Annotated in this window: 19 protein-coding genes; 11 read left to right on the top strand and 8 right to left on the bottom strand. The window is 72.0% G+C overall.

Going from position 1 to position 22,680, the window contains the following annotated elements; all coding sequences use genetic code 11:
- Window positions 1-47 precede the first annotated feature (47 nt).
- Window positions 48-1,094, top strand: a complete 1,047-nt coding sequence (locus ACFO6V_RS28160) for an aldo/keto reductase (protein ID WP_377142500.1) — start codon at window positions 48-50, stop codon at window positions 1,092-1,094.
- A gap of 42 nt (window positions 1,095-1,136) precedes the next feature.
- On the opposite strand, the gene ACFO6V_RS28155 is transcribed toward ACFO6V_RS28160, so the two are convergent.
- Complete coding sequence (locus ACFO6V_RS28155) at window positions 1,137-1,916, bottom strand: DUF899 family protein (protein WP_377142498.1); 780 nt, start codon at window positions 1,914-1,916, stop codon at window positions 1,137-1,139.
- Between the two features lie 102 nt (window positions 1,917-2,018).
- Window positions 2,019-2,414 (bottom strand): RidA family protein, encoded by a 396-nt coding sequence (locus tag ACFO6V_RS28150; protein WP_377142496.1) that lies wholly within the window; start codon window positions 2,412-2,414, stop codon window positions 2,019-2,021.
- A 101-nt stretch (window positions 2,415-2,515) separates the two neighbouring features.
- Here ACFO6V_RS28150 and ACFO6V_RS28145 point away from each other — a divergent pair, with 101 nt between their 5' ends.
- Window positions 2,516-3,514: a helix-turn-helix transcriptional regulator gene (locus ACFO6V_RS28145; RefSeq protein WP_377142494.1), complete on the top strand. Its 999-nt coding sequence runs from the start codon at window positions 2,516-2,518 to the stop codon at window positions 3,512-3,514.
- 20 nt (window positions 3,515-3,534) lie between these two features.
- Here the strand turns inward: ACFO6V_RS28145 and ACFO6V_RS28140 are convergent, their stop codons facing one another.
- The gene (locus tag ACFO6V_RS28140; protein WP_377142492.1) at window positions 3,535-6,822 is read right to left on the bottom strand and encodes a BTAD domain-containing putative transcriptional regulator; all 3,288 of its coding nucleotides are present in this window, start codon (window positions 6,820-6,822) and stop codon (window positions 3,535-3,537) included.
- A gap of 132 nt (window positions 6,823-6,954) precedes the next feature.
- Window positions 6,955-7,794 (bottom strand): NAD(P)H-binding protein, encoded by an 840-nt coding sequence (locus ACFO6V_RS28135; protein WP_377142490.1) that lies wholly within the window; start codon window positions 7,792-7,794, stop codon window positions 6,955-6,957.
- 123 nt (window positions 7,795-7,917) lie between these two features.
- Here ACFO6V_RS28135 and ACFO6V_RS28130 point away from each other — a divergent pair, with 123 nt between their 5' ends.
- From ACFO6V_RS28130 to ACFO6V_RS28115, 4 genes are all read left to right on the top strand, one after another.
- Complete coding sequence (locus ACFO6V_RS28130) at window positions 7,918-8,958, top strand: AraC family transcriptional regulator (protein ID WP_377142488.1); 1,041 nt, start codon at window positions 7,918-7,920, stop codon at window positions 8,956-8,958.
- Between the two features lie 118 nt (window positions 8,959-9,076).
- Window positions 9,077-10,081, top strand: coding sequence for a tripartite tricarboxylate transporter substrate-binding protein (locus ACFO6V_RS28125; protein ID WP_377142486.1), 1,005 nt, complete (start codon window positions 9,077-9,079; stop codon window positions 10,079-10,081).
- A gap of 1 nt (window position 10,082) precedes the next feature.
- On the top strand, window positions 10,083-10,664 hold the full coding sequence (locus ACFO6V_RS28120) for a tripartite tricarboxylate transporter TctB family protein (protein ID WP_377142719.1): 582 nt from the start codon (window positions 10,083-10,085) through the stop codon (window positions 10,662-10,664).
- 9 nt (window positions 10,665-10,673) lie between these two features.
- Window positions 10,674-12,182: a tripartite tricarboxylate transporter permease gene (locus ACFO6V_RS28115; RefSeq protein ID WP_377142484.1), complete on the top strand. Its 1,509-nt coding sequence runs from the start codon at window positions 10,674-10,676 to the stop codon at window positions 12,180-12,182.
- A gap of 93 nt (window positions 12,183-12,275) precedes the next feature.
- On the opposite strand, the gene ACFO6V_RS28110 is transcribed toward ACFO6V_RS28115, so the two are convergent.
- Both ACFO6V_RS28110 and ACFO6V_RS28105 read right to left on the bottom strand, forming a co-directional pair.
- Complete coding sequence (locus ACFO6V_RS28110; RefSeq protein WP_377142482.1) at window positions 12,276-13,022, bottom strand: sulfite exporter TauE/SafE family protein; 747 nt, start codon at window positions 13,020-13,022, stop codon at window positions 12,276-12,278.
- Window positions 13,023-13,160: 138 nt separating this feature from the next.
- Window positions 13,161-14,540 (bottom strand): MFS transporter, encoded by a 1,380-nt coding sequence (locus ACFO6V_RS28105; protein ID WP_377142480.1) that lies wholly within the window; start codon window positions 14,538-14,540, stop codon window positions 13,161-13,163.
- Between the two features lie 299 nt (window positions 14,541-14,839).
- Between ACFO6V_RS28105 and murA the strand changes: the two genes are divergently transcribed.
- The 3 genes from murA (at window position 14,840) to ACFO6V_RS28090 (ending at window position 18,086) form a co-directional block, all read left to right on the top strand.
- On the top strand, window positions 14,840-16,156 hold the full coding sequence (gene murA / locus ACFO6V_RS28100; RefSeq protein ID WP_357448492.1) for a UDP-N-acetylglucosamine 1-carboxyvinyltransferase: 1,317 nt from the start codon (window positions 14,840-14,842) through the stop codon (window positions 16,154-16,156).
- A gap of 143 nt (window positions 16,157-16,299) precedes the next feature.
- Entirely contained in the window at window positions 16,300-17,055 is a 756-nt protein-coding gene (locus ACFO6V_RS28095; protein ID WP_377142478.1) for a lysophospholipid acyltransferase family protein, read from the top strand.
- Entirely contained in the window at window positions 17,052-18,086 is a 1,035-nt protein-coding gene (locus tag ACFO6V_RS28090; protein WP_377142476.1) for an NAD(P)H-dependent glycerol-3-phosphate dehydrogenase, read from the top strand. The genes ACFO6V_RS28095 and ACFO6V_RS28090 overlap by 4 nt, the downstream gene beginning before the upstream one ends.
- A gap of 76 nt (window positions 18,087-18,162) precedes the next feature.
- Here the strand turns inward: ACFO6V_RS28090 and ACFO6V_RS28085 are convergent, their stop codons facing one another.
- On the bottom strand, window positions 18,163-18,864 hold the full coding sequence (locus ACFO6V_RS28085) for an AMIN-like domain-containing (lipo)protein (RefSeq protein ID WP_377142474.1): 702 nt from the start codon (window positions 18,862-18,864) through the stop codon (window positions 18,163-18,165).
- Window positions 18,865-18,939: 75 nt separating this feature from the next.
- Window positions 18,940-19,914 carry a GlxA family transcriptional regulator gene (locus tag ACFO6V_RS28080; RefSeq protein ID WP_377142472.1) on the bottom strand — a complete coding sequence of 325 codons (975 nt, stop codon included), beginning with the start codon at window positions 19,912-19,914 and terminating at the stop codon, window positions 18,940-18,942.
- A gap of 80 nt (window positions 19,915-19,994) precedes the next feature.
- Here ACFO6V_RS28080 and ACFO6V_RS28075 point away from each other — a divergent pair, with 80 nt between their 5' ends.
- Window positions 19,995-21,308 (top strand): MFS transporter, encoded by a 1,314-nt coding sequence (locus tag ACFO6V_RS28075; protein WP_377142717.1) that lies wholly within the window; start codon window positions 19,995-19,997, stop codon window positions 21,306-21,308.
- A gap of 101 nt (window positions 21,309-21,409) precedes the next feature.
- The gene (locus ACFO6V_RS28070; protein ID WP_377142470.1) at window positions 21,410-22,591 is read left to right on the top strand and encodes a trans-sulfuration enzyme family protein; all 1,182 of its coding nucleotides are present in this window, start codon (window positions 21,410-21,412) and stop codon (window positions 22,589-22,591) included.
- The last annotated feature ends 89 nt before the right edge of the window (window positions 22,592-22,680 follow it).

The following is a 22,680-nucleotide window of genomic DNA, read 5'->3' as shown; positions in this document are numbered from 1 at the left end:
GCTTTCGACTCTCGACCGGCCGGGAGTCCCCGGGCGACGGTACCCCGATGCAGCTCAGACCACTCGGACGGACCGGTATGACCGTGTCCTCGTATGCCCTCGGCACGATGATGTTCGGCGCGGCCGGCAACCCGGACCATGACGAGTGCGCGCGCATCGTCCACGCAGCCCTGGATCACGGCATCAACTTCATCGACACGGCGGACATGTACTCCGGGGGCGAGTCCGAGGAGATCGTGGGCAAGGCGCTGCGTGGTAGGCGCGACGACGTCATCCTGGCCACCAAGGGGCATTTCGCGCTCGAGGAGGGGCCGAACCGCAGCGGCAACTCGCGTCGCTATCTCAGCCGAGCGGTGGAAGCCAGCCTTCGCCGCCTGGACACCGACTACATCGACCTCTACCAGGTCCACCGGCCCGACCGCGAGACCGACCTGGAGGAGACGCTCGGCGTGCTCACGGACCTCGTTCGCGAGGGAAAGATCCGGACGTTCGGTACGTCGACCTTTCCGGCACACGAGCTCGTCGACGCACACCGCGTCGCCGAGTCGCGCGGCCTGATGCGACCTCGCACCGAACAGCCGCCGTACAACCTCCTCGCCCGAGGCGTCGAACGGGACGTCCTGACCGTCGCCCAGCGCTGGGGGACGGCGGTGCTGACCTGGAGCCCGCTCGCGTTCGGCTTCCTGACCGGGCGGTACCGCAAGAGCGGGACGGCGCTCCCGGAGGGCCGGGCGGTGCTCCGGCCCGCCTGGTTCGACCCGGCAGACCCGGTGACCGCCCGCAAGCTCGACGTCGTCGAGGAGCTCGTGCGGATCGCCGAGGAGGCGGGCTGCTCGCTGCCGGAGCTGGCCACCGCCTTCCCGCTGGTCCATCCGGCGGTGACGTCGGTGATCATCGGGCCCCGTACGCTCCCGCAGCTCGAGGCGACGGTCGCCGGGGCCGGGCTGCGGCTCGACGACGCCGTCCTGGACCGCGTCGACGAGATCGTCCCGCCCGGGACCAACGTCTACGAGCCGAACGGGGCCTTCGACGCCCCGCTGCTGGCTGACCCGGCGCCGCGTCGGAGGCAGCCGGCCGAGCGGGCCGCGAGCTAGTTCTCACTCGGTGCCCGCAACCGCGTGGGAGGAGACGCCTGTCTAGTGGTCGTGCTCGTGGCCGCGGCCTGGGACCACCCGAGTGGCCCCCGGCCGCGTCCACTGCGGCACCGCCCGGCGCGTCTTTCCCCAGGTGGCGTTGCCGTCGGCGTCCGTAGCCCAGTACCAGCAGGAGTCCTTGCCCGCGGGCCAGCCCTCCGGCATGTCCTCCCAGGCCTCACCGCGGCCGTAGGGCGTCATGTCGAGCAGCCCGAAGATCCCGGAGGCCGGCTCGTTGCCACGGCCGGTCGTCCGGTAGGTGAGGAACACGCGGTCGCCGTCGCGCAGGAAGCAGACGATGTGGCCCATGTCGACGCCGACCGGCGCGTCGAGGCCACGCACCGAGTACCAGGGCTCGGTGTAGCCCATGAACTCCAGGTAGGGAGCGACCTCGTCCCAGGGACCCTCGGTGAGCATCGCGAACGAGACCCCGCGCGCCGCGAGATACGGGGCGGACTGCTGGATGTGCCACGTGTTGATGGTGCAGCCGGGGCACTGGCGCTCGAACGGCTCGCCGTCGTGCCACATGTGCTGGTAGACGACCAGCTCGTCGCGGCCCTGGAACAGGTCTATCAGCGGCACGGGACCGTCGGCCCCCGTGACCTGCAGGCCCGGGTCGATCTCGACCATCGGCAGCCGGCGCCGGGCAGCGGCGAGGGCGTCACCGGCGCGGGTGTGCTCCTTCTCCCTGGCCAGGAGCTCGTCGCGCGCCGACTGCCAGCTCTCCCAGTCGACGACGGGCGGGCGAGCGGGCCGGTCGGTCGTCGTGGATATCTCGGTCACGGTGTCCTCCAACGTGTCGGGTGCGGCGCGCGTGGCGCCCCGTACCTACCGACGACCGACCGGTCACTTATTCATCGGCGCCGCACTCTCGGCGCGGCCGCATCACCCCACGGCGGTCCCTTCCAGCTCGACCAGCTGCCCGGGGATCGCCAGCCGGGTCACCCCGAGCATCGTGGTCGACGGCGACACCTGGGCAGCGCCCAGGCGCGACGCCAGCACCCCGTAGTGCTGGAAGAGCAGGTCGACGTCGGTGGTGTAGACGTTGAGCCGGACGAGGTTCGCCAGGGACATTTCGGCGTCACCGAGCACCGCCTCCAGGTTGGCGAGGCTCAGCGCCAGCTGCGCCGCCATGTCCCCGTCGTGCTCAGGCTTGCCGTCGGCGGTCATCGCCGTCTGCCCCGAGCAGTACAGGGTCCGGGTGTGCCCGGCGACCAGCTCGCCCTGGTTGAAGCCCATCGCCACCGACCACGTCACCGGGTTGATCGCAGTTCGTTCCATCGCCACATCAGCTCCATCTTGATTTCTGGGGAGATCCCTGGGAGCACGAGCCTCTCCACAAATCACGACACCCTGTGTCAGGTATTCCGTAAGATCTTCGGATGCGAGCGGATCGCCTGGTCTCCCTGGTGCTGCTGCTGCGCCAGCGCGGCCGGCTGTCCGCGGAGACGCTGGCCCGGGAGCTCGAGGTCTCGACCCGCACCGTGCTGCGGGACATCGAGGCGCTCTCGGCCGCAGGCGTCCCGGTCTACGCCGAACGCGGCCGCCACGGCGGGTTCGCCCTGCTGCCCGGGTTCCGGACCGAGCTCACCGGGCTCAACCACGAGGAGGCCCTCGCCCTGCTGACCGCCGGCTCGGGCAGGGGCGAGCAGGTGTTCGGTCTCGGCTCGGCGCTCGCGTCGGCCATGCGCAAGGTCGTCGACGCGCTGCCGGAGGGCCACCGGGCCACCACGAGCGACGCGGCGCAGCGGTTCCTCGTCGACCCGGAGACGGACCTGCTCTCCCGCAGGGCGCCCGCCGACGAGGTGCCCGGCACCGCGATGGCCGAGGTCCGGCGGGCGGTGCTGGCCGGACACAAGCTGCGCATCCACTACGCACCGGTGGACCGGCCGGCGAGCTGGCGCACCGTGGACCCGATCGGCCTGGTCACGGTGCGCGACAAGGGCTACCTGCTGGCCACGACGTCCGGCGCGGACCGCACCTACCGGCTGTCGCGGATCATCGCCGCCGAGGAGCTCGCCGAACCCGCCGAGCGCCCCGACCAGGTAGACCTGGACCGGATCTGGCAGGAACGCAGCACCCGGTTCCGCACGGGCGGGGACCAGGTCGCCGTGCTCCTCCGGATGGACCCGGCCCGGCGCGAGGAGCTCGTGGGCACGGCGCTCGCCGTCCTCATGGAGGCGGCGGACGACGACGGCCGGCTACGGCTCGAGGTGACCTTTCAGGACCTCCGGCACGCCGTGTGGGCGCTCTGGCAGCTCGGCACGGACGCGGAGGCGCTGGCCCCGCCGTCGTTGCGCACCGCCCTCCGGGACCGCGCCGCCGCGCTGGCCGCCCGCTACGCGGCGCCGTCCGCGTCCCGGTCCGACGGCGCGCGCTGAGCATCCGTCGGGCGCTGCCCTCAGCGGGCCGCGGCCGCCTCGCCGGCTGCCTCAGCGGCCTTCGCGAGCAGCGTGTACCCGCGCTCGTGCGCGATGGTGCGGGCGCGCTCGGCCGCGAGCCGTGCCGGCTCGTCGTCGCCCCTCAGGTGGAGCGAGCGGGCCAGCCCGAGCTGGGCTCTCGCCTCGAAGTAGGTGAAGGAGTGCTCCACCGCGATGTCGGCGCTGGTCCGCAGGTGGTCGACCGAACCGGCGATGTCGCCGCAGTTCCGGAGCGCGTCCCCGAGCGTGCAAGCGGTCATGACGCGGGCACGGTTGTCGTTCACGCGAAGCGCGAGCTCGTAGGCCTGCCTGGCCAGGCTCAGCGCCTGCGGGTGGTCCTCGTGGTCCGTCGCGAGCAGGCTCAGCTCGTCGAGCGTCGAGAGCTCACCCCGGACGTCGCCACGACGGCGGTAGCCCTGCAGCGCGACGTCGAGGTGCCGCGCCGCCTCGTCCAGGTCACCGCGCCGGCGCAGCGCGCTCGCGAGGTTGCCGCGGTTGGCGAGGGCGGAGGACTCCCTGCCCGCGGCCTCGTTGATCGCCAGGGCTGCGCCGAGCTGCTCGGCGGCCTTGTCGAGAGATCCCCTGTCGAGCTGCACCATGCCCGACCCGTTGAGCGACGCCGCGCGCACGTGCCCCTGCGGATCGTCCATGGTCAGCTCGAAGGCCTTGCCGAACCAGGTGTCGGCCTCAGCCGGCATACCGAACTCGAAGTACTGCCAGCCGACGTTGTGGGCGAGGTAGGCCGCAGCGGCACCCCAGGCGCAGCGTTCGGCCATGCTCTGGGCCTCGAGCATGACGTCGAGCGCCTCGGCGTCGCGGCCGACCGCGCTGAGGGCCTGTCCCCGGCCGAGCAGGGCGGCGACGCGTACCCGTAGGTCGGGCGATCCGGCGGCGGCTCGCCACCCGGCCTCCGCGACGCGGGTCCAGCCGTCGAGGTGGCGCCGGATGAGGAAATAGCCCCGCAGCTGGTCGGACACCGTCCAGGCGAAGGACGCCCGGCGGTCGTCGTCCGCCGCCTGCTCGACCAGGCGGATCAGGGTGCCGGACTCCATGTCGAGCCAGTCGAGCGCCTGTGGCTCGTTGTCGAACCACCGCTCGCGTTCGGGGTGGCCGCCGAGCCGGACCAGCTGCGGGTACACCCATTCCATCGCCGCGGTGACCAGCTCCGCGTACCACTCCATGAGGCGGTCCAGCGCTTCCTCCGCCTCGTTCCGCTCGTCACCGCCGCCGGCCAGCCTGCGGGAGTACAGCCGGAGCAGGTCGTGAAAACGGAACCGGTCGGGGGAGTACTGCAGGAGCACGTTCGCGTCGAGCAGCTCGTCGAGCAGACGTTCCGCGGCGGCCAGGTCGACGTCGAGGAGAGCGGCGGTCGCCGGGACCCCGAAGTCCTCGCCGGGGTGCACGGAGGCGAGCCGGAAGGCCCGTCGCGCGGAGTCGTCCAGCCGGTCGTAGCTGAGCTGGAAGCTCACGAGCACGCTCGACGTCCCGTCGTCGAGCTGGGCGAGCCGCCCGTTCTCGTCGCGCAGCCGGTGTGCCAGGTCGCTGACGGCCCACGACGGCCTGCTGGCGAGCCGCCCTGCCGCGATGCGCAGCGCGAGCGGGAGGTGCCCGCAGGCCGCGCCGAGCTCGCTCGCGGCAGAGCCGTCGACGCCGGTCCGGTCCCTGCCGGTCACGAAGGCGATGAGGTCCACCGACTCCGCGGGGGACAGCGCACCGAGCCCGATCACCGCAGCGGCGTCCAGCCCCCGGATCAGGTGACGGCTGGTCACCAGGACGTCGCTCCGGCCGGTCCCGGGAAGCAGGTGGCGCACCTGGTCCGCGTCCCGCGCGTTGTCGAGCACCACGAGCATCCGGCGGTCGGCCAGCTCGCTGCGGAAGTGGGACGCCGCCTCGTCGAGGTCGCGGCCCACCTGGTGCCCGGGGACGCCCAGCGTGCGGAGGAAGCGGTCGAGCACCGTCATCGCCTCGACCGTCGCGCCGGACGAACCGCCGAGGTCGGCGTAGAGCTGACCGTCCGGGTACTGCGGCCGGAGCCGGGTCGACGCCGCGTGCGCGAACGCCGTCTTGCCGATGCCTGCCGGGCCGTGCACCAGGACGAGCCGGGACGAGGACTCGTGGGCGTCGGACTCCGGCCGGGCGAGGCTCGCGGCGATGCGGGAGAACTCGTCGCTCCGTCCGACGAACCCGGACGGCGCCGCAGGCACCTGCTGGATCACCGGGCGGGCACGGGCCTCGGACAGGTGCCATCCCTGACGCAGGACGCCGAGATGGGTCTCGCGGAGCTCCTGCCCGGGGTCGAGGCCGAGCTGGTCGGCCAGGTGGGCCCGGATCCGTTCGTAGGCCGCCAGCGCCTCGGCCTGCCGGCCGCTCGCGGCGAGCGTGATGATGAGCTCGGCGTGCAGGGGCTCGTTCAGCTCCAGCCGCGCGGCAAGCCGGCGGAGCGGCCCGAGCGCGCGTTCCGGCCGCCCGACGTCGCGTGCGACGGCCGCGAACTGGCGCAGGACCGCCACGTACTCGTCGGTGATCGCGGCTGCCGACGGCGTCTCCTGCAGCTCGTCGAGATCAGGATCGCCCCGCCACAGGCCGACGGCCTCCAGGAGCAGGGCGAAGGCCGCCTCGGGCGGGACGCTCTCGGCCTGCCGGGCGAGCGCCTGGAACTGCAGCAGGTCGAGCTGGTCGGGCGTGACCTCGAGCCGGTATCCGGTGTGTGTCGCGGCGATCAGCTTCGTGCCGGAGGGACCCAGCAGGCGGCGGAGGCGGGCGATGTGCGTCCGGAGGAGCTTGGTCGCCTCGTCGGGCGGCTCCTGCTTCCAGAGCAGGTCCACCAGCTCGTCCCTGCCGACGGGCTGGCCGGTGCTGATCGCCAGCCGGGCCAGGAGGAGATGCTGCATCGTGGAACCGAGGGCCGTGCGGGTGTCACCGTGCCACAGCTCCACCGATCCGAGGACCTTGATCTGGACCGGCTCGCTCGCCACGGGGTTCCGGTTCGGTCGCTGCTCGGGTGCGGCGTCGGCGAGCATCGCCCGGAGGGCCGCCAGTGCCGCCGGGTCGAGGTCGAGGGCCGTGGCCATCGCCTGGACGGAGCTCTGCCGGGGATGGCCGCTCCTGCCCTGCTCGATGTCCCGTACCGCACCGACGCTGAGCTCGGCCCGTTCGGCAAGCTCCCGCTGGGTCAGCCCGATCCGACGTCGGTGGGTGCTGAGCAGCTCGCCGATCGTCGTCGTGTCCTCGGAGCTCCCTGCCACATCTTGCTCACGATTGACGACCACAGCAGCGATCGTAGGTCAGGATCTGGCGCTTTCTAGGGCATATCCCGGTAATTCACCCATGCTTGGGCGCGCCTGAGGCCGGGCCGACAGGGTGTCTGTCGGCCCGGCCTGGGGCATGTCGGAAGTCAGCGACTACGCGCTCTGCCCCGCGGTCAGCGCCTCCGCGAGCACCGCCCGCATGTCGCGAGGCGCGCGCCCGAGGACCTGGCGAACGCCGTCGGTCGGCGACTCGTTGCGGCCGTCGAACACCTCGCGGCAGAGCTCGGTGAGCAGGGTCGCGGTCTCGGGCCCCGCCTCGGCGGCGACCGCGGCGTGGAACTCGTCGAAGGTCATCGGCAGGTACCGGACGTCACGACCGCTCAGCTCGGTGAGCAGGGCGGCGACCTCGGCCAGCGTGAGCGACTCGGGACCGGTCACCTCGTACCGGCGGCCCGCGTGCCCGTCGCCTGTGAGGGCCTCGGCGACCACGGCGGCGACGTCGTCGACGGAGATGAACGGCTCCCGCACGTCTCCGGCGGCCAGCGCGAGCACCCCGGTCTCCAGGGCTCCGGCCAGCATTCCCTCGGTGAAGTTCTGGGTGAACCAGCCCGCGCTCACCACCGTCGAGGGGATGCCCGAGCCGAGCACGATGTCCTCGCAGCGGCGGGCGCCGAGCTCGCCGCGCCCGGAGAGCAGCACGATGCGCTGCACGCCGGCCTCCCTGGCGACCTCGGTGAGGCGGGTGATCACGACGTCCGCGCCGGGTGCCGCGAGGTCTGGGACGTAGGTGACGTAGAGGCGGTCGACGCCGTCCAGGGCCTGGGCCCAGCCGTCGGGCTGCTCCCAGTCGAACCGCGGGCTGGTGCCGCGTGCGAGCCGGCGGACGGTGTGGCCGCGAGTCTCGAGAAGGGCCGACACGCGCCGTCCGGTCTTGCCGGTGGCGCCGATCACGGCGAAGGTGGGCTGCTGCGTGGGGTGTGTGTTGGTAGCCATGCGTCCATCGTGGGTCTGGTATGCCGGACGCAACATCCCCTCACGTCCTGAGGTCTGTGCCGTTCGTCCAGAGTCTCGGATGTATTCCGGACGTACGGTAGATCGGCATGTCAGGCTGGACGCATGATCAACTCGCGCCCTGCCCCGGACACCGGTCTGCCCGTGCCGAAGATGCTCCTGACCGGACCGCAGGACGACGCGTCGCCGATCGGCGACGGTCTCCATCTGCTGCGCTTCACCGGGGCGCTGTACTGCCAGGCCGACCTCACGGCGCCCTGGGGCGTGGCGTTCCCCGCCATCGAGCCGTGCATGATGCTGCCGGTGGTGCTCTCGGGTCGGTGCGTCCTGGAGATCGGCGGCGACGTACACACCCTGGAGGCGGGGAGCGCCGCGCTGATCACGCGCGGCGTCCCGCACCGGCTGCTGAGCGAGCCCGGCGCGCCGAGCACCGGGCTCCTCGACATACCGGTCGAGCGGGTGGGGGAGACCTACGAGCGCATGCGGTTCGGTGGCGGCGGGGAGCGCACGCAGATCGCCTATGCCGCGATGACCGTCGACGAGCCGCTGACCGCGCGACTGGTCGCCGAGCTGCCCGAGCTGATCCGCGTGGACGCCTGGGACGGCGGCCGGTCCGGCGCGTTCGGGACCGTGCTGCGCCTGCTGGCCGACGAGGCGCGGACGCTGGAGCCGGGAGGCGAGGCGGTGATGACGAGGCTCGCGGACGTGCTGGTCATCCACGTGCTGCGGCAGTGGCTGCGCACCTCCTCCGATGCGAGCACCGGCTGGCTCGCCGCCCTGCGGGACCCGCATGTCGGCCGCGCGCTCGCCGGGCTGCACGCCCGCCCCGAGCACGACTGGAGCCTCGTGGAGCTCGCCCGGCAGGCGGGCATGTCGCGGTCCGCGTTCGCCGAGCGGTTCACGGCGCTGCTGGGTGAGCCCCCGATGCGCTACCTGGCCGGCTGGCGCCTCGAGCAGGCGTACACCGCGCTGACCACCACCACCGACTCGGTCGCCGCGATCTCCCGCCAGGTCGGCTACGGCTCCGAGGCGGCGTTCGGCAGAGCCTTCAAGCGGCACCACGGCACGTCGCCCGGAGCGGTGCGCCGATCCGGGCCGGCCCGGTCCGCCGGGTCGCTGCGGACGGCGTCGGACGCCGTCCGCTGAGGTCACCGTTCGGTCAAAACCGCGTCCACTTTGTGGCGGCCGTCACATACCCGGAGGTACTGTCGCGGATCAGTACACGGATCAACCTCTGCCGGATCAACGATGATCGGAGACGGACATGAATCCCGCTGGACCCCGGAAGGTGGCCGCGCGCATCGGTGCGCTGACCGGCCTCGGTCTCGTCCTGGCCGCCTGTTCCTCTGGTGGTGGCGGCGACCCCGCCGCCTACCCCGAGGACGACATCGAGGTGATCGTGCCATTCTCCGCCGGCGGCCCCACCGACACCGTGACGCGCATGGTCGCCGAGCCCATGTCGGAGGACCTCGGCGTGCAGCTCGTGGTGCAGAACGTCGACGGCGCGGGCGGCACCGTCGGTGCGGGCCAGGCCGCCACGGCCGACCCGGACGGCTACACGGTGCTCATGCACCACATCGGCATGTCCACGGCGCCCGCGCTCTACGAGGACCTCGCCTACGACCCGGTGGCCGACTTCAAGCCCGTGGGCCTCGTCACCGAGGTACCCATGACGATCATCGCGCGCTCCGACTTCGAGCCGGAGACGTTCGAGGAGTTCGTGACCTACGTCCAGGACAATGCCGACACGGTGACGATGGCGCATGCCGGCGAGGGCTCGGCGTCCAACCTGTGCGGCCTGCTCCTGACGGACGCCCTCGGCGTCGAGGTGACGGCGGTGCCGTACGACGGCACGAGTCCCGCGATGACCGAGCTCGTCGGCGGCCAGGTCGACTTCATGTGCGACCAGACCACGAACACGACCGGCCAGATCACCGGGGGCAAGGTGAAGGCGTACGCGGTGACGACGCCGGAGCGCATCGAGGCGCTCCCGGACCTGCCCACGACGGCCGAGGGTGGCCAGCCCGGCATCGAGGTCAGCGTGTGGCACGGGCTGTACGTCCCGGCCGAGACGCCCGACGAGATCGTCACCAAGCTCACCGACTCGCTCCAGGTCGCTCTGGCCGACCAGACGGTGATCGACCAGATGGCAGACCTCGGCACGGCGCCCGTGAGCGAGGACCAGGCCACCCCGGAGGCGCACGCGGCACTGCTCGAGGAGCAGATCGCGACCTGGGGCGAGATCATCGGCGCCGGACAGGGAGGCTGACATCCGTGCCCTCCGGCCCCGCTCGACGAGCGACCTCGTCTCGGGCCTGATCTTCGTCGGGCTCGGTGCGGCCTTCGCCGTCGGGGCGCTCGGGTACGACCTCGGCTCCCTCCTCGAGATGGGGCCGGGGTACGTGCCGCTCGCCCTGGGCCTGGTGCTCGCCGCGCTCGGCGCGGTCATCGTCGCCAAGGCGTACGTCGCCCCGGACCTCGCGCCGGGCGCGGTGTCGGACGACGCGGCGTCCGACGCCCCGCCGTCCGCCACACCGCCGTCCGCCACACCGCCGTCCGACCGTGCGAAACCCGACCCGGACGCACCCGACCCCCGGCCGCTCGCCGGGATCCAGTGGCGCCCGACGGTGGCGATCTTCGCCGCCGTGGGCTTCTTCGCGCTCACCGTCGACGGTCTCGGCCTGCTGCCCGCGACCTTCGGCACCGGCCTGCTCGCGGCCATGGCGCGGTCCGGCACCAGGCCGCTGCGGGCCCTCGTCATCGCCGTCGGCCTGACGCTGGCGAGCTGGATCATCTTCGTGGTCCTCCTGCAGCTGCGGCTCGCGCTGTTCGGCGACTGGCTCGGCGGGTAGGAGGCCCCGATGGACCTGGTCGACAACCTCACGCTCGGGTTCTCCGAGGCACTGCAGTGGCAGAACGTCCTGTTCTGCCTGCTCGGCGTCGCGCTGGGCACCGCCGTCGGCGTGCTGCCCGGCATCGGGCCGACGGCGACCATCGCGCTGCTGCTCCCGATCACGTTCGGGTTCGACGACCCGACGTCGGCCCTCATCATGCTCGCGGGCATCTACTACGGCGCCCAGTACGGCGGGTCGACGACGGCGATCCTGCTCAACCTGCCGGGGGAGTCGTCGGCGGCGGTGACGGCGATCGACGGGCACGAGATGGCGCGCGCCGGGCGGGCCGGCGTGGCGCTCGCCGTCGCGGCGATCGGGTCGTTCGTGGCCGGGACCGTCGCGACCGTGGTGCTCGCCGTCGCCGCTCCGGTGCTGGCCCGCGCCGCGCTGTCGTTCGGCTCCGCCGAGTACTTCTCGCTGGTGGTCCTCGGCCTCATCGCGTCGATCGCGCTGGCGAGCGGGTCCACGCTCAAGGCGCTCGCGATGATCGTGTTCGGCATCCTGCTCGGCACGCTGGGACAGGACACGTACACCGGCACGCCGCGGTTCACGTTCGGCGTGCGCGAGCTGTACCAGGGCCTGAACTTCGTCGCGGTCGCCGTCGGCGTGTTCGGCATCGCGGAGATCCTGCGCAACCTGCACGACCCGCGCACCAGGACCCGCGTGGTGAGCCGTGTGGCGAACCTGTGGCCCAGCCGGACGGAGCTGCGGCAGATCGTCGGACCGGTGCTCCGTGCGACCGGGCTCGGCTCCCTGCTCGGTGTGCTGCCGGGCGGCGGGCACATCCTCGCCTCGTACGCCTCCTACGCCGTGGAGAAGCGGGTGTCGCGGAACCCGGGAGAGTTCGGGCACGGTGCGATAGCGGGCGTGGCCGGGCCGGAGTCGGCGAACAACGCGGCGGCGCAGACGTCGTTCATCCCGCTGCTGACGCTCGGCCTGCCCGCCAACCCCGTGATGGCACTCATGGCCGGGGCGTTCATCATCCAGGGCATCACGCCGGGGCCCGACGTGATGACCGAGCAGCCCGCCCTCGTCTGGGGCCTGATCGCGTCGATGTGGATCGGCAACGTGCTGCTGGTGCTGCTCAACCTGCCGCTCGTCGGGCTGTGGGTGCGCATGCTCTCGGTGCCGTACTCCGTGCTGTTCCCGGCCATCGTGGTGTTCGCCTGCATCGGGACCTACTCGCTGAGCCAGAACCCGTACGACGTGCTCGCGGTCGCCGTCTTCGGCGTGCTGGGCTTCGTGCTGATCCGGGCCGGGTGCGAGCCGGCACCGCTGCTGCTCGGGTTCGTGCTCGGACCCCTGCTGGAGGACAACCTGCGCAGGGCGCTGCTCCTCTCCCGCGGCGACCCCACCGTCTTCGTCACACGGCCCATCTCCGGGGTCCTGCTGGCGCTCGCGGCGGTCGTGCTGGTGGTCACGGTGCTGCCGATGATCCGGCGCAAGCGGGACGTGGTCTTCGCCGAGGACGAGTGACCTGTCAGACACCCCCGCACGTGTCAGACGCTCAAGTCACCCGAGTGACCTGTACGTCTGACACGTCCGGGAGCGTCTGACACGTGGGGAAGCTCAGATCGTGAGCAGGCCCCTCGCCAGGGCTGTGACCGCGCCCGCCACGGCTATCATCAGCGCGATGGCCGACGCGGCCCGGGTGGGGATCCGGCGGGCCAGAAGGGCCCCGAGGCCCACGCCCGCGAGAACGCCGGCCAGCAGCAGCGGCCAGACCCACCACGCCGGGAGGTGGCCGGCCGGGATCGCGCCGAAGGTCAGCTTGGTGGCCACCGACATGGTGTTCATGACGACGAGCAGCGGCTGCAGGGTCGCGGCGAACGACCGGTGGTCCCAGCGGGTGGCCAGCGCGTAGGCCGTCCACGCGGGTGCGGCCACACCAGACGTCGTGTTCATGAAGCCCGCCGCCAGGCCGGTCGCGACGGCCACGGACCGGCCCTTGATCCGGACCCGCCGGCGGAGGACCGCCGACGCCGCCAGGGCGAGCAGCACGGACCCGCCGACGATGACGTCGAGCCACGCGGCGTCGGCCTCGCGCACGGTGAGGGCGCCGAGCACCGAACCCACGAGCATCAGCGGCAGGATCGTCACGACGCGCCGCCACTCGACCCGGTCGCGCAGCGCCCGCAGGATGAGCAGCGCCGTCACGATGGCAGCGACGTTGCTGACCAGGACGCCCACCGACGCCCCGAGGAACACGGTGAGCACCGGGGCGGCCACCATGCCGAGGCCCATCCCGGCGACCCGCTGCAGGCCGGCCCCGAGTACGACGGCGACGCAGGCTGCGATCAGGGCCGTCGTCTCCACCCGGCCACGCTATCCCGCCGCCGGACGTAGGCGGATAAGCCGAACGTAGGCCCGGTCGCGCTCTGTGCACTCATAGCGCGACCGGGTCTACGTTCGACCAGACCTACGTTCGGCGTCGGTGGATGGCGCCGTGTGGGGTCAGGCGCTCACGTTGGTGTCGTACTCGACGTCGCGCGTCTCGCGCGTCATGAGCAGGGCGACCAGCGTGATGACCGCCATCGCGGACAGGTAGACGCCCACCAGGACGGGGGAGCCGGCCTGGGCCCAGAGCCACACCGCGATGAACGGGGCCACTGCCGCGCCGAGCACCGACGACAGGTTGTACGCGACGCCGGAGCCCGTGTACCTGACGTTGGACGGGAACAGCTCCGGCAGGACGGCGGCCATGGGGCCGAACGTGAGGCCCATGAGCGTGAAGCCGAGGATCAGCAGCGTCTGCACGCCGAGGTCGCCCGCCGCGAACAGCGGCACGAACGACCCGCCGAACAGGATGATCGCCACGGTGACCCAGATCAGGTGCTTGCGGCGGCCGAACCGCTCCGCCAGCGGACCGGACACCAGCGTGAAGACGCCGAAGAACACGACGCCGATGATCAGCATCCAGAGGAAGTCGATCTTCTCGTAGCCCAGGCCGGCCGGGGCGCCGTCGGTGGGCGCGGTCGGGGCGACGCCGTAGTTCAGCGTGAACGTCGTCATCAGGTAGAACAGCACGTAGGTGGCCAGCATGATGAAGGTGCCGGACACGATCTGCTTCCAGGACGTGCGGAACACGCGAGCCACGGGCACCTTGGTGACGGCCTCGGCCTCCAGCACCTTGCGGAACGCCGGCGTCTCCAGCAGCGAGAGCCGCACCCACAGGCCGACGATCACCAGGATCGCGGACGCGAGGAACGGGATGCGCCAGCCCCAGTCGGCGAACTGCTCCGGCGTGAGGGCGGTCGACAGGGCGATGAACACCGTGTTGGCCAGGATGAAGCCGATGGGGGCGCCCAGCTGCGGGAACGTGCCGTAGATGGCGCGCTTGCCCTGCGGGGCGTTCTCCGTGGCGAGCAGTGCGGCACCGCTCCACTCGCCACCGAGGCCGAGGCCCTGGGCGAAGCGGCAGAGCACGAGCACGGCCGGCGCGGCGAAGGCCCAGCCGGGCGTCGACGCCGCAGGGATGAGGCCGATCAGGATCGTCGCGATACCCATCGTGAGCAGCGACGCCACGAGCGTCGTCTTGCGGCCGATCCGGTCACCGAAGTGGCCGAACAGCACCGAGCCGAGCGGCCGCGCGACGAACGCGACGCCGAACACGGCGAAGGACGACAGGAGCTGCGTCGTCGGGTCCTCGGCGTTCGGGAAGAACAGCGCCGGGAACACCAGCGATGCCGCGGTCGCGTAGATGTAGAAGTCGTAGAACTCGATGGAGGTGCCGATGAGGGACGCGACGACGACACGGCCCCTGGGGTTGCCGGCCGGCGGCTCGCCCTGCCCGCCGGAGGCGGTCCCGGCGGTCGATGCTGCGGAGGTGCTCATGCCTGGGACATTAGGAGGAGGTCCGCGATCCGGAAAGGCCGTCTCATTGTGTGGATGGCCCCTTGACGTAGGCTGCCGAGCGCGACCTCACGCGTGGGTGCGCACCTGGCGTGTCGTGATGCGGCAGCGTGCGTCGCGAGTGAAGGTGTAGTGAACGGTGAATACTCCCGCCCGTGCCCGTGTTGGCACGACCGGCGGTGGGGGACAAGGATCAGGACCGACCGGGCGCCCTCAGCCACTGAGAGCCCGACCCCGCCATCGGAAATCCATCATCGGTACAACGAGATGACGACGAGGATATGAACGATCTGCTGTATGTGAACGGCGGCACCCCGTTGAACGGGACCATCACCGTTCGAGGCGCAAAGAACTTCGTGTCGAAGTCCATGGTGGCTTCCCTGCTGGGGGAGACCCCCAGCGTGCTGCGGAACGTACCGCAGATCCGCGACGTCAAGGTCGTCTCGGGGCTCCTGGACCTGCACGGTGTGAATGTCAAGTACGACACCGACGCGGGCATCCTCGACCTCGACCCGTCCAACGTGGAGTCGGCGCACGTGGCCGACATCGACGCCCACGCGGGTTCCAGCCGCATCCCGATCCTGTTCTGCGGGCCGCTGCTGCACCGGCTCGGCGAGGCATTCATCCCCGACCTGGGCGGCTGCCGCATCGGCGACCGGCCGATCGACTACCACCTCGACATCCTGCGCCAGTTCGGCGCCGTCGTCGACAAGCGGCCCAACGGCATCCACCTGCGGGCGCCGCGCCGTCTCCAGGGCACCAAGATCTCCCTGCCGTACCCGTCCGTGGGCGCCACCGAGCAGACGCTGCTCACGGCCGTCCGCGCCGACGGCATCACCGAGCTCTCGGGCGCGGCGATCGAGCCGGAGATCATGGATCTCATCGCGGTGCTGCAGAAGATGGGCGCCATCATCTCGGTCGACACCGACCGCGTGATCCGCATCGAGGGCGTCGACCGACTCGAGGGCTACAGCCACACCGCCCTGAACGACCGGATCGAGACCGCGTCCTGGGCCGCGGCGGCCCTCGCCACGGGCGGCGACATCACCGTCAAGGGCGCCACGCAGCCCGAGATGATGACGTTCCTCAACACGTTCCGGAAGGTCGGCGGCCGGTTCGAGGTGCAGGACGACGGCATCCGCTTCTGGCACGCCGGCGGCGACCTGAAGTCGATCGTGCTCGAGACCGACGTGCACCCCGGCTTCATGACCGACTGGCAGCAGCCGCTCGTCGTCGCGCTCACGCAGGCCACCGGCCTGTCGATCGTGCACGAGACCGTTTACGAGAACCGCTTCGGCTTCACGGACGCGCTGCGCAAGATGGGCGCGACCATCCAGGTCTACAAGGAGTGCCTGGGCGGGCGCGACTGCCGGTTCGGCCAGCGCAACTTCCACCACTCCGCCGTCATCTCCGGTCCGACGCCGCTCTCCGCGGCCGACATCGTGGTGCCGGACCTGCGCGGCGGGTTCAGCCACCTCATCGCGGCCCTGGCTGCCAAGGGGCAGTCCACGGTGCGCGGCATCGGTCTGATCGACCGCGGCTACGAGAACTTCCAGGACAAGCTGCTCGCCCTCGGCGCCGACGTAACCCGCGGCTGACTCCCAACCGGTGAGAGGTCTGCCGAAGTAGAGCGCTTGTCCGAGTCTCCCCGGGGTAGCCCAGGAAGACTCGGACAAGCGCTCTACTTCGCCGGACCTCTCACGGCCACCCGGCGCAGCAGGGCCGAGTATCCTTTCGGACCGTGTCCATCCCACGCCCTGAGTCACGCATGTACCGCTTCATCGCGTTCATCGTGCGGAACCTCATGTTCGCGCTGTGCAAGTACGAGTGGAAGGGTGGGGAGAACTTCCCGGCCAAGGGCGGATTCATCGCCGCGGCCAACCACGTCACCGAGCTCGACGCACTGACGCTGGCGCACTACCTCTTCGACATGGGCCGCGAGCCGCGCATCCTGGCCAAGCGCGGCCTGTTCACCTCGCCGCTGACGGGGTGGGCCCTGCGGGGCACGAAGATGATCCCCGTCGACCGCGAGTCGGCCAAGGCGACCGAGTCCCTGAAGGACGCGGCGAACCAGCTCGGCGACGGCGCCTGCGTGGCGATCCTGCCCGAGGGGACGCTGACGCGGGACCCCGACTACTGGCCCATGGAGGGCAAGACCGGTGTGGCCCGGATCGCCCTGACGACCCGCCTGCCGGTGCTCCCGGTGGCGCAGTGGGGCGTCACGGAGATCATGCCGCGCTACGGCATGCTGCGCTGGCCGTGGCCGCGCAAGAAGGTGACCATCCAGACCGGCCCGCCCGTCGACCTGAGCGACCTGTACGACCGTCCGCAGGACACCGCCACGCTGCGCGAGGCCACCAGCCGCATCATGGACGCCATCACCGCCGAGCTGGAGCAGGTCCGCGGCGAGGTGGCGCCCAAGCCGAGGTTCGACCTGCGCAAGCACCCCGACTACGAGGCCAAGATGACTACCTACCCCCCGGTGGAGCGCCCGTGAGCGCCACCCCGCCCGTCAGCCTGCCCGAACCGACCAAGGTCGCCGTGCTCGGCGCCGGCTCGATGGGCACGACCTTCGCCATGGTCCTGGCCGACGCCGGGTGCGACGTCACCCTTTGGGGTCGCGACGCCGTGGTGCTCGACGCCGTGGACCAGACGCACCGCAACGAGAAGTACCTGCCCGGCGTGCAGCTGCCCGCGATGCACGGCACGACCGACCCGGCGGTCGCCCTCAAGGGCGCGTCGATAGTGGTGGTGTCGGTGCCGTCCCAGGTCGCCCGCGCCACCCTGTCGTCGATGAAGGACCTGGTCGAGCCGGACGCCGTCGTCGTCTCCCTGATGAAGGGCGTCGAGCTCGGCACGGACAGGCGCATGAGCCAGGTGATGGCCGAGGTGCTGGACCTGCCCGACGAGCGAGTCGCCGTCGTCTCGGGGCCCAACCTGGCGCCCGAGATCGCCGAGCGGCAGCCGACGGCGACCGTGGTCGCCTCGCGCAGCGAGGCCACCGCCCAGCTCGTGGCGGACGCCTGCTCGACCGGGTACTTCCGCCCCTACACGAACACCGACGTGGTCGGCGTGGAGCTGTGCGGCGCGGTCAAGAACATCATCGCGCTGGCGGCCGGCATGGCCCAGGGTCAGGGGTTCGGCTGGAACACGCTGGCGACGCTCATCACGCGCGGCCTCGTGGAGATCACGCGCCTCGGCCTCGCGCTCGGGGCCGAGCCCGCCACGTTCTCGGGGCTGGCCGGCATGGGGGACCTGACGGCGACTTGCGCTTCACCACTGTCGCGTAACCACCGGCTCGGCAAGCACATCGGCGAGGGGCTCACGCTCGCCGAGGCGATCAAGGTGACCGGCGGCACGGCCGAGGGCGTGAAGTCGTCGGAGTCGGTACTGGAGTTGGCCCGGGCGCACGACGTCGAGATGCCGATCACCGCAGGCGTCGTCGAGGTGCTGGCGGGCAAGTTGCCGCTGGCCGACCTGGCGGCCACGCTGCTGGCACGGCCCAAGAAGTCGGAGGTCGCCGGCTGACGGCGTCCGGCGTCCGTGTCAGAAGCTCAGGTCACTCGAGTGACCTGAGCTTCTGACATGTCGCAGGGCGGGACGGTCAGTGCTGGACGTCGACCACCACGCGCGTCGGGTTCTCCAGGAGGAACACCCGGAACGGCCGCTTGCCCTCGTCGATCCCGATGAACGCGGTCGTGTACCCCTCGAACCAGTAGCGGTACACGATCTCGTTCACCGACTCGGTGTCGGCGGGTGCTATGCGGTCGCCCGGGAACTCCTCGACGCCGCTGTCCATCGGGTTCGCGGTGCCGGAGAGCGACACCCGCAGGATCGCGTCGCCCTCGACCTGGACGTCGTGCCCGGAGCCGTCGTCGGTCGCCTGGTCCACGTACTCGACGCGCCAGCCCGGCTGGCCGCTGCCCGTGCCGTCGAGGTCGAACACGACGCGGTCGTAGCCGTCGTGCTCGGCGACACGGATGTCGGTGACGGACAGGAACGTCTCGCCCTCGCCCGTCGGCTCGGCGGTGTCCGGCTTGGTGTCGGCGGCGAAGGGCGGTCCCGCGGCCGTCTCGGTGGCGGTGGCGCCCGGCTCGGGTGCGTCGTCGCCGGTCCCCGGGTCCTCGGTGGCCTTGGTGTCCGACGGCGTCGGCTCGGCAGTCTCCGAGACGACGGGCGCGGGATCGGAGATGCCCGGCAACGGCTCGTCGGGCCCCGCCTGACCGCTCGTGCACCCGACCAGGAGCAGCGCAGCGAGCAGCACGCCGGCCTGCGTGAACGTGGCAGTCCTCCGTCGTGTCCCCATGGATCGAGGCTAATCCGATCCGGGGCCGCACGGGCGGGTGAAGCCCTCGACGGCGCCGAACCGCAACCTACGCCTTCAGGCCGCCCCGTGGAACGTCCGGCGGTAGGCCGTCGGCGTCACGCCGAGGGTCGCCTGCACGTGTGCGCGCAAGGACTGCGCGGTGCCGAAACCGCACCGCCGCGCCACCTGCTCGACCGGTAGGTCGGTGGACTCCAGCAGGGTCCGCGCGTGCTCGACCCGTTGCCGCAGGAGCCACTGCCCGGGGCTCTCGCCGGTCTCCTCGCGGAACCGGCGGGTGAACGTCCGCACCGACATCGCGGCGTGCCGGGCCATGGCGGCCAGCGTCACCGGCTCGGCCAGCCGTTCCGCGGCCCAGGCGCGGGTCGCGGCGGTGCCGGGCCCCTCGGCGTCGGGCATGGGCCGGGCGATGTACTGGGCCTGGCCACCGTCCCGGTGCGGCGGCACCACGGTGCGCCGGGCGACGTCGAGCGCGACGGCGGCGCCGTGGTCGCGCCGCACCACGTGCAGGCACAGGTCGATGCCAGACGCGACGCCCGCCGCGGTGAGCACGTCGCCGTCGTCCGTGTACAGCACGCCCGGATCCATCTTGACCTGGGGAAACAGGTTCTGGAAGTGCTCGGCCGAGCTCCAGTGCGTGGTGGCGGGGCGGCCGTCGAGGATCCCGGCGGCGGCGAGCGCGAACGCGCCGATGCAGATGGACATGATCCGGGTGCCCGGCCGGATGCGCCGGAAGGCGTCCGCGAGCTCGGGCGTGAGGCGGCCCACGTCGTACACCGGCCCGAACTCGTGCGACGCGGGGACGACCACCGTGTCCGCCGTCTCCAGCGCCTCGGGGCCGTGCGCCACCTGCACCACCACGTCCGAGTCGGACTGCACCGGGCCTGGCGCGCCGGCCGTGCAGGTCACCACCTCGTAGAGGGGCCTGCGCTCGCTGTCGCGCGCGATGCCGAAGATCCGGTGCGCTATCCCGAGCTCGAACGGGATGAACCCGTCGACGATGAGCACGGCGACACGGTGCGGTGCGGTCATGGCCCGATCCTATTGGACAGTGGCCTTCCGGTCACTGTCACCGGTCGCTCGGTCCCAGCAGACTGAGCCCCGTGACACAGATCAGCACGCCCGTGCCCGACGCCGGTGGCGCGTCGGCCCCGCCGTCGGCCCCCCGCTCGCGGACGCCCCGGATCCACCCTGCCTGGTGGGTCGCCGCGGTCAGCTTCGTGACCGTCATGAGCGCCGCCGCGTTCACGGCCGCGCCCGGCCTGTTCGTGGAGCCGCTGAACGCGGAGCTCGGCTGGTCGCGCGCGACCATCGGCTTCGGCGTCGGCCTGCAGGTCATCCTGTACGGGCTGACGGCGCCGTTCGCCGCGGCGCTCATGGACCGGTTCGGGATGCGTCCGGTGGTCACGGCCGCGCTGGTCGTCATCACCGTGGGCGCGCTGTCGACCGTGTGGATGTCGGAGCCGTGGCAGTTCGTCCTCGGCTGGGGGCTCCTGGTCGGGGTGGGCAGCGGCAGCATGGCGCTGGCGTTCACCGCGACGGTGACCGGGCGCTGGTTCGTCGCCCGGCGCGGCCTGGTCAGCGGCGTGCTGACGGCGGCAACTGCGTCGGGCCAGCTCGTGTTCCTGCCGCTCCTCGCGTGGATCGTCGAGAACCAGGGCTGGCGGCCGGCGTCGGTCACGGTGGCCATCGCCGCGCTCGTGGCGATCCCGCTCGTGCTGTTCCTGCTGCGCGACCACCCGGCGGACCTGGGCCTCGCGCCCTACGGCGGCGAGTACGTGCCCAAGCCCGCACCCGCCCGCGGCGCCGCCAAGCGCGCGGTCACCGCGCTGTTCGACGCCGCCCGCACCGGCCCGTTCTGGCTGCTAGCCGGCGCGTTCGCGATCTGCGGCGCGACGACGAACGGGCTGGTCCGGACGCACTTCGTCCCCGGTGCGCACGACCACGGCATGCCGATCACGGTCGCCGCGAGCCTGCTCGCGGTCATCGGGGTCGTGGACGTGATCGGCACGATCGGGTCGGGCTGGCTGACCGACCGGTTCTCGCCGCGCGTCCTGCTGGGCGTCTACTACACGCTGCGCGGCGTCGCGCTGCTGTTCCTGCCGTCCCTCATGGCGCCCTCCGTGGAGCTGCCGATGGTGTTCTTCATCGTGTTCTACGGGCTGGACTGGGTGGCGACCGTGCCGCCCACCCTCGCCCTGTGCCGCGAGTTCTACGGCGAGGACGCGCCCATCGTGTTCGGCTGGGTGCTCGCCTCGCACCAGGTCGGGGCCGGCGTCGTCGCGTTCGCGGGCGGCCTGGTGCGCGACGTCACCGGCTCGTACGACGCCGTCTGGTACGGCGCGGGCGTCCTGTGCGCGGGCGCCGCGCTCATGTCCCTGGTGGTCCGGAAGCGGCAGGCGACCCCCGACGTGTCAGACCTGTGAGTCACCCGAGTGACCTGGGGGTCTGACACGGCGCCTGCTGTGTCGGGTTGCCCTGCGGACGGCCGGGGCGCCGGCAGCAGGGCCGCCGTATTCTCCCGACCATGAGCACCACCCCTGAGCACCCCGAGCCGTCCACGCTCGCGCCCGCCACGATCGTCGTCTCCGCCGGGCGTCCCGCCCGCGCCCAGGGCGGGCACATCAACCCGTCCGTCCCGATGAACTCCACGTACGTCTCGCGCGGTGTGGTCACGCCCGACGAGCTGTCGTACGCGCGCGGCGACAACGACGCCTGGCACCCGTTCGAGGAGGCGCTGGCCGCCCTCGAGTGCGGCGGGGGAGAGCCGGGCGAGGCGCTCGTGTTCTCGTCCGGGATGGCGGCGATCGCGGCAGTCTTCTCCCTGCTGCCCGAAGGCGGCACGCTCGTGCTGCCCCGGCACGCCTACCAGGCCGGCATGGTGCTGGCGCGCCAGATCTCGGAGCGGCACGGCGTGACCCTGCGGTACGTCGACATCGCCGACACCGACGCCGTGGTGGCGGCCCTCGACGGCGCCGACCTGCTGCTCGTCGAGTCGCCCACCAACCCGATGCTGGAGGTCGCGGACCTGCCCGCCGTGCTGGGCGCTGCGCGTGCCGCGGGCGTCCGCTCGGTGGTCGACAACACGTTCGCGACGCCGCTGGGCCAGCGCCCGCTGGAGCACGGCGCCGACGTGGTGCTGCACTCGGTGACGAAGTACCTCGCGGGCCACTCCGACGTCGTGCTGGGCGCGCTCGTGACGCGCGACGCCGAGCTCGCCGCGACCCTGCGGGAGCACCGCACGCTGCACGGCGCGATCGCCGGACCGTTCGAGGTGTGGCTGGCGCTGCGCGGCCTGCGCACGCTCGCGCTGCGGTTCGAGCGCGCCCAGGCGAGCGCGGCAGTGCTGGCCCGGCGCCTCGTGGAGCACCCCGAGGTCGCCGAGGTGCGGCACCCCTCGCTGCCCGGCGACCCCGGCCACGACCGGGCCAAGGCCCAGATGACCGGGTTCGGCGCGATCATCGGCGTCCGGCCGAAGGGGCGGGCGGGATCCGCCGACCCGGTCGGCCGGGCCGACGCCGTCGTCGACGCAGTGCGCCTGTGGCTCCCCGCGACGTCGCTCGGCGGGGTGGAGTCCATGCTGGAGCGTCGCCGCCGCTGGGGCACGGAGGCGCAGACCGTCCCCGAGGACCTGCTGCGCCTGTCGGTGGGCATCGAGGACGTGGAAGACCTCTGGTCAGACCTGGACCAGGCCCTCCGCACCCCCTGACCCGCCCGACCCGCGAAGTAGAGCGTGCGTCCGGACACCCGCTCTACCTCGCGCCCACCATGACGCCGAAGTAGAGCGGGTGTCCGGAC

The organism is Promicromonospora alba, from assembly GCF_042654905.1.
GTDB lineage: Bacteria > Actinomycetota > Actinomycetes > Actinomycetales > Cellulomonadaceae > Promicromonospora > Promicromonospora alba.
The sequence above is the reverse complement of the archived record's forward strand: the minus strand, read 5'-3'. Positions and strand labels throughout refer to the sequence as shown.

Excerpts from the sequence above, each read along its gene's own strand:
- ACFO6V_RS28125 (WP_377142486.1), top strand. The coding sequence starts at position 9,077 with ATGAATCCCGCTGGACCCCGGAAGGTGGCCGCGCGCATCGGTGCGCTG.
- ACFO6V_RS28150 (WP_377142496.1), bottom strand. The coding sequence starts at position 2,414 with ATGGAACGAACTGCGATCAACCCGGTGACGTGGTCGGTGGCGATGGGC.
- ACFO6V_RS28080 (WP_377142472.1), bottom strand. The coding sequence starts at position 19,914 with ATGACCGCACCGCACCGTGTCGCCGTGCTCATCGTCGACGGGTTCATC.
- ACFO6V_RS28115 (WP_377142484.1), top strand. The coding sequence starts at position 10,674 with ATGGACCTGGTCGACAACCTCACGCTCGGGTTCTCCGAGGCACTGCAG.
- ACFO6V_RS28135 (WP_377142490.1), bottom strand. The coding sequence starts at position 7,794 with ATGGCTACCAACACACACCCCACGCAGCAGCCCACCTTCGCCGTGATC.
- murA (WP_357448492.1), top strand. The coding sequence starts at position 14,840 with ATGAACGATCTGCTGTATGTGAACGGCGGCACCCCGTTGAACGGGACC.
- ACFO6V_RS28145 (WP_377142494.1), top strand. The coding sequence starts at position 2,516 with ATGCGAGCGGATCGCCTGGTCTCCCTGGTGCTGCTGCTGCGCCAGCGC.
- ACFO6V_RS28130 (WP_377142488.1), top strand. The coding sequence starts at position 7,918 with ATGATCAACTCGCGCCCTGCCCCGGACACCGGTCTGCCCGTGCCGAAG.
- ACFO6V_RS28105 (WP_377142480.1), bottom strand. The coding sequence starts at position 14,540 with ATGAGCACCTCCGCAGCATCGACCGCCGGGACCGCCTCCGGCGGGCAG.
- ACFO6V_RS28160 (WP_377142500.1), top strand. The coding sequence starts at position 48 with ATGCAGCTCAGACCACTCGGACGGACCGGTATGACCGTGTCCTCGTAT.
- ACFO6V_RS28085 (WP_377142474.1), bottom strand. The coding sequence starts at position 18,864 with ATGGGGACACGACGGAGGACTGCCACGTTCACGCAGGCCGGCGTGCTG.
- ACFO6V_RS28070 (WP_377142470.1), top strand. The coding sequence starts at position 21,410 with ATGAGCACCACCCCTGAGCACCCCGAGCCGTCCACGCTCGCGCCCGCC.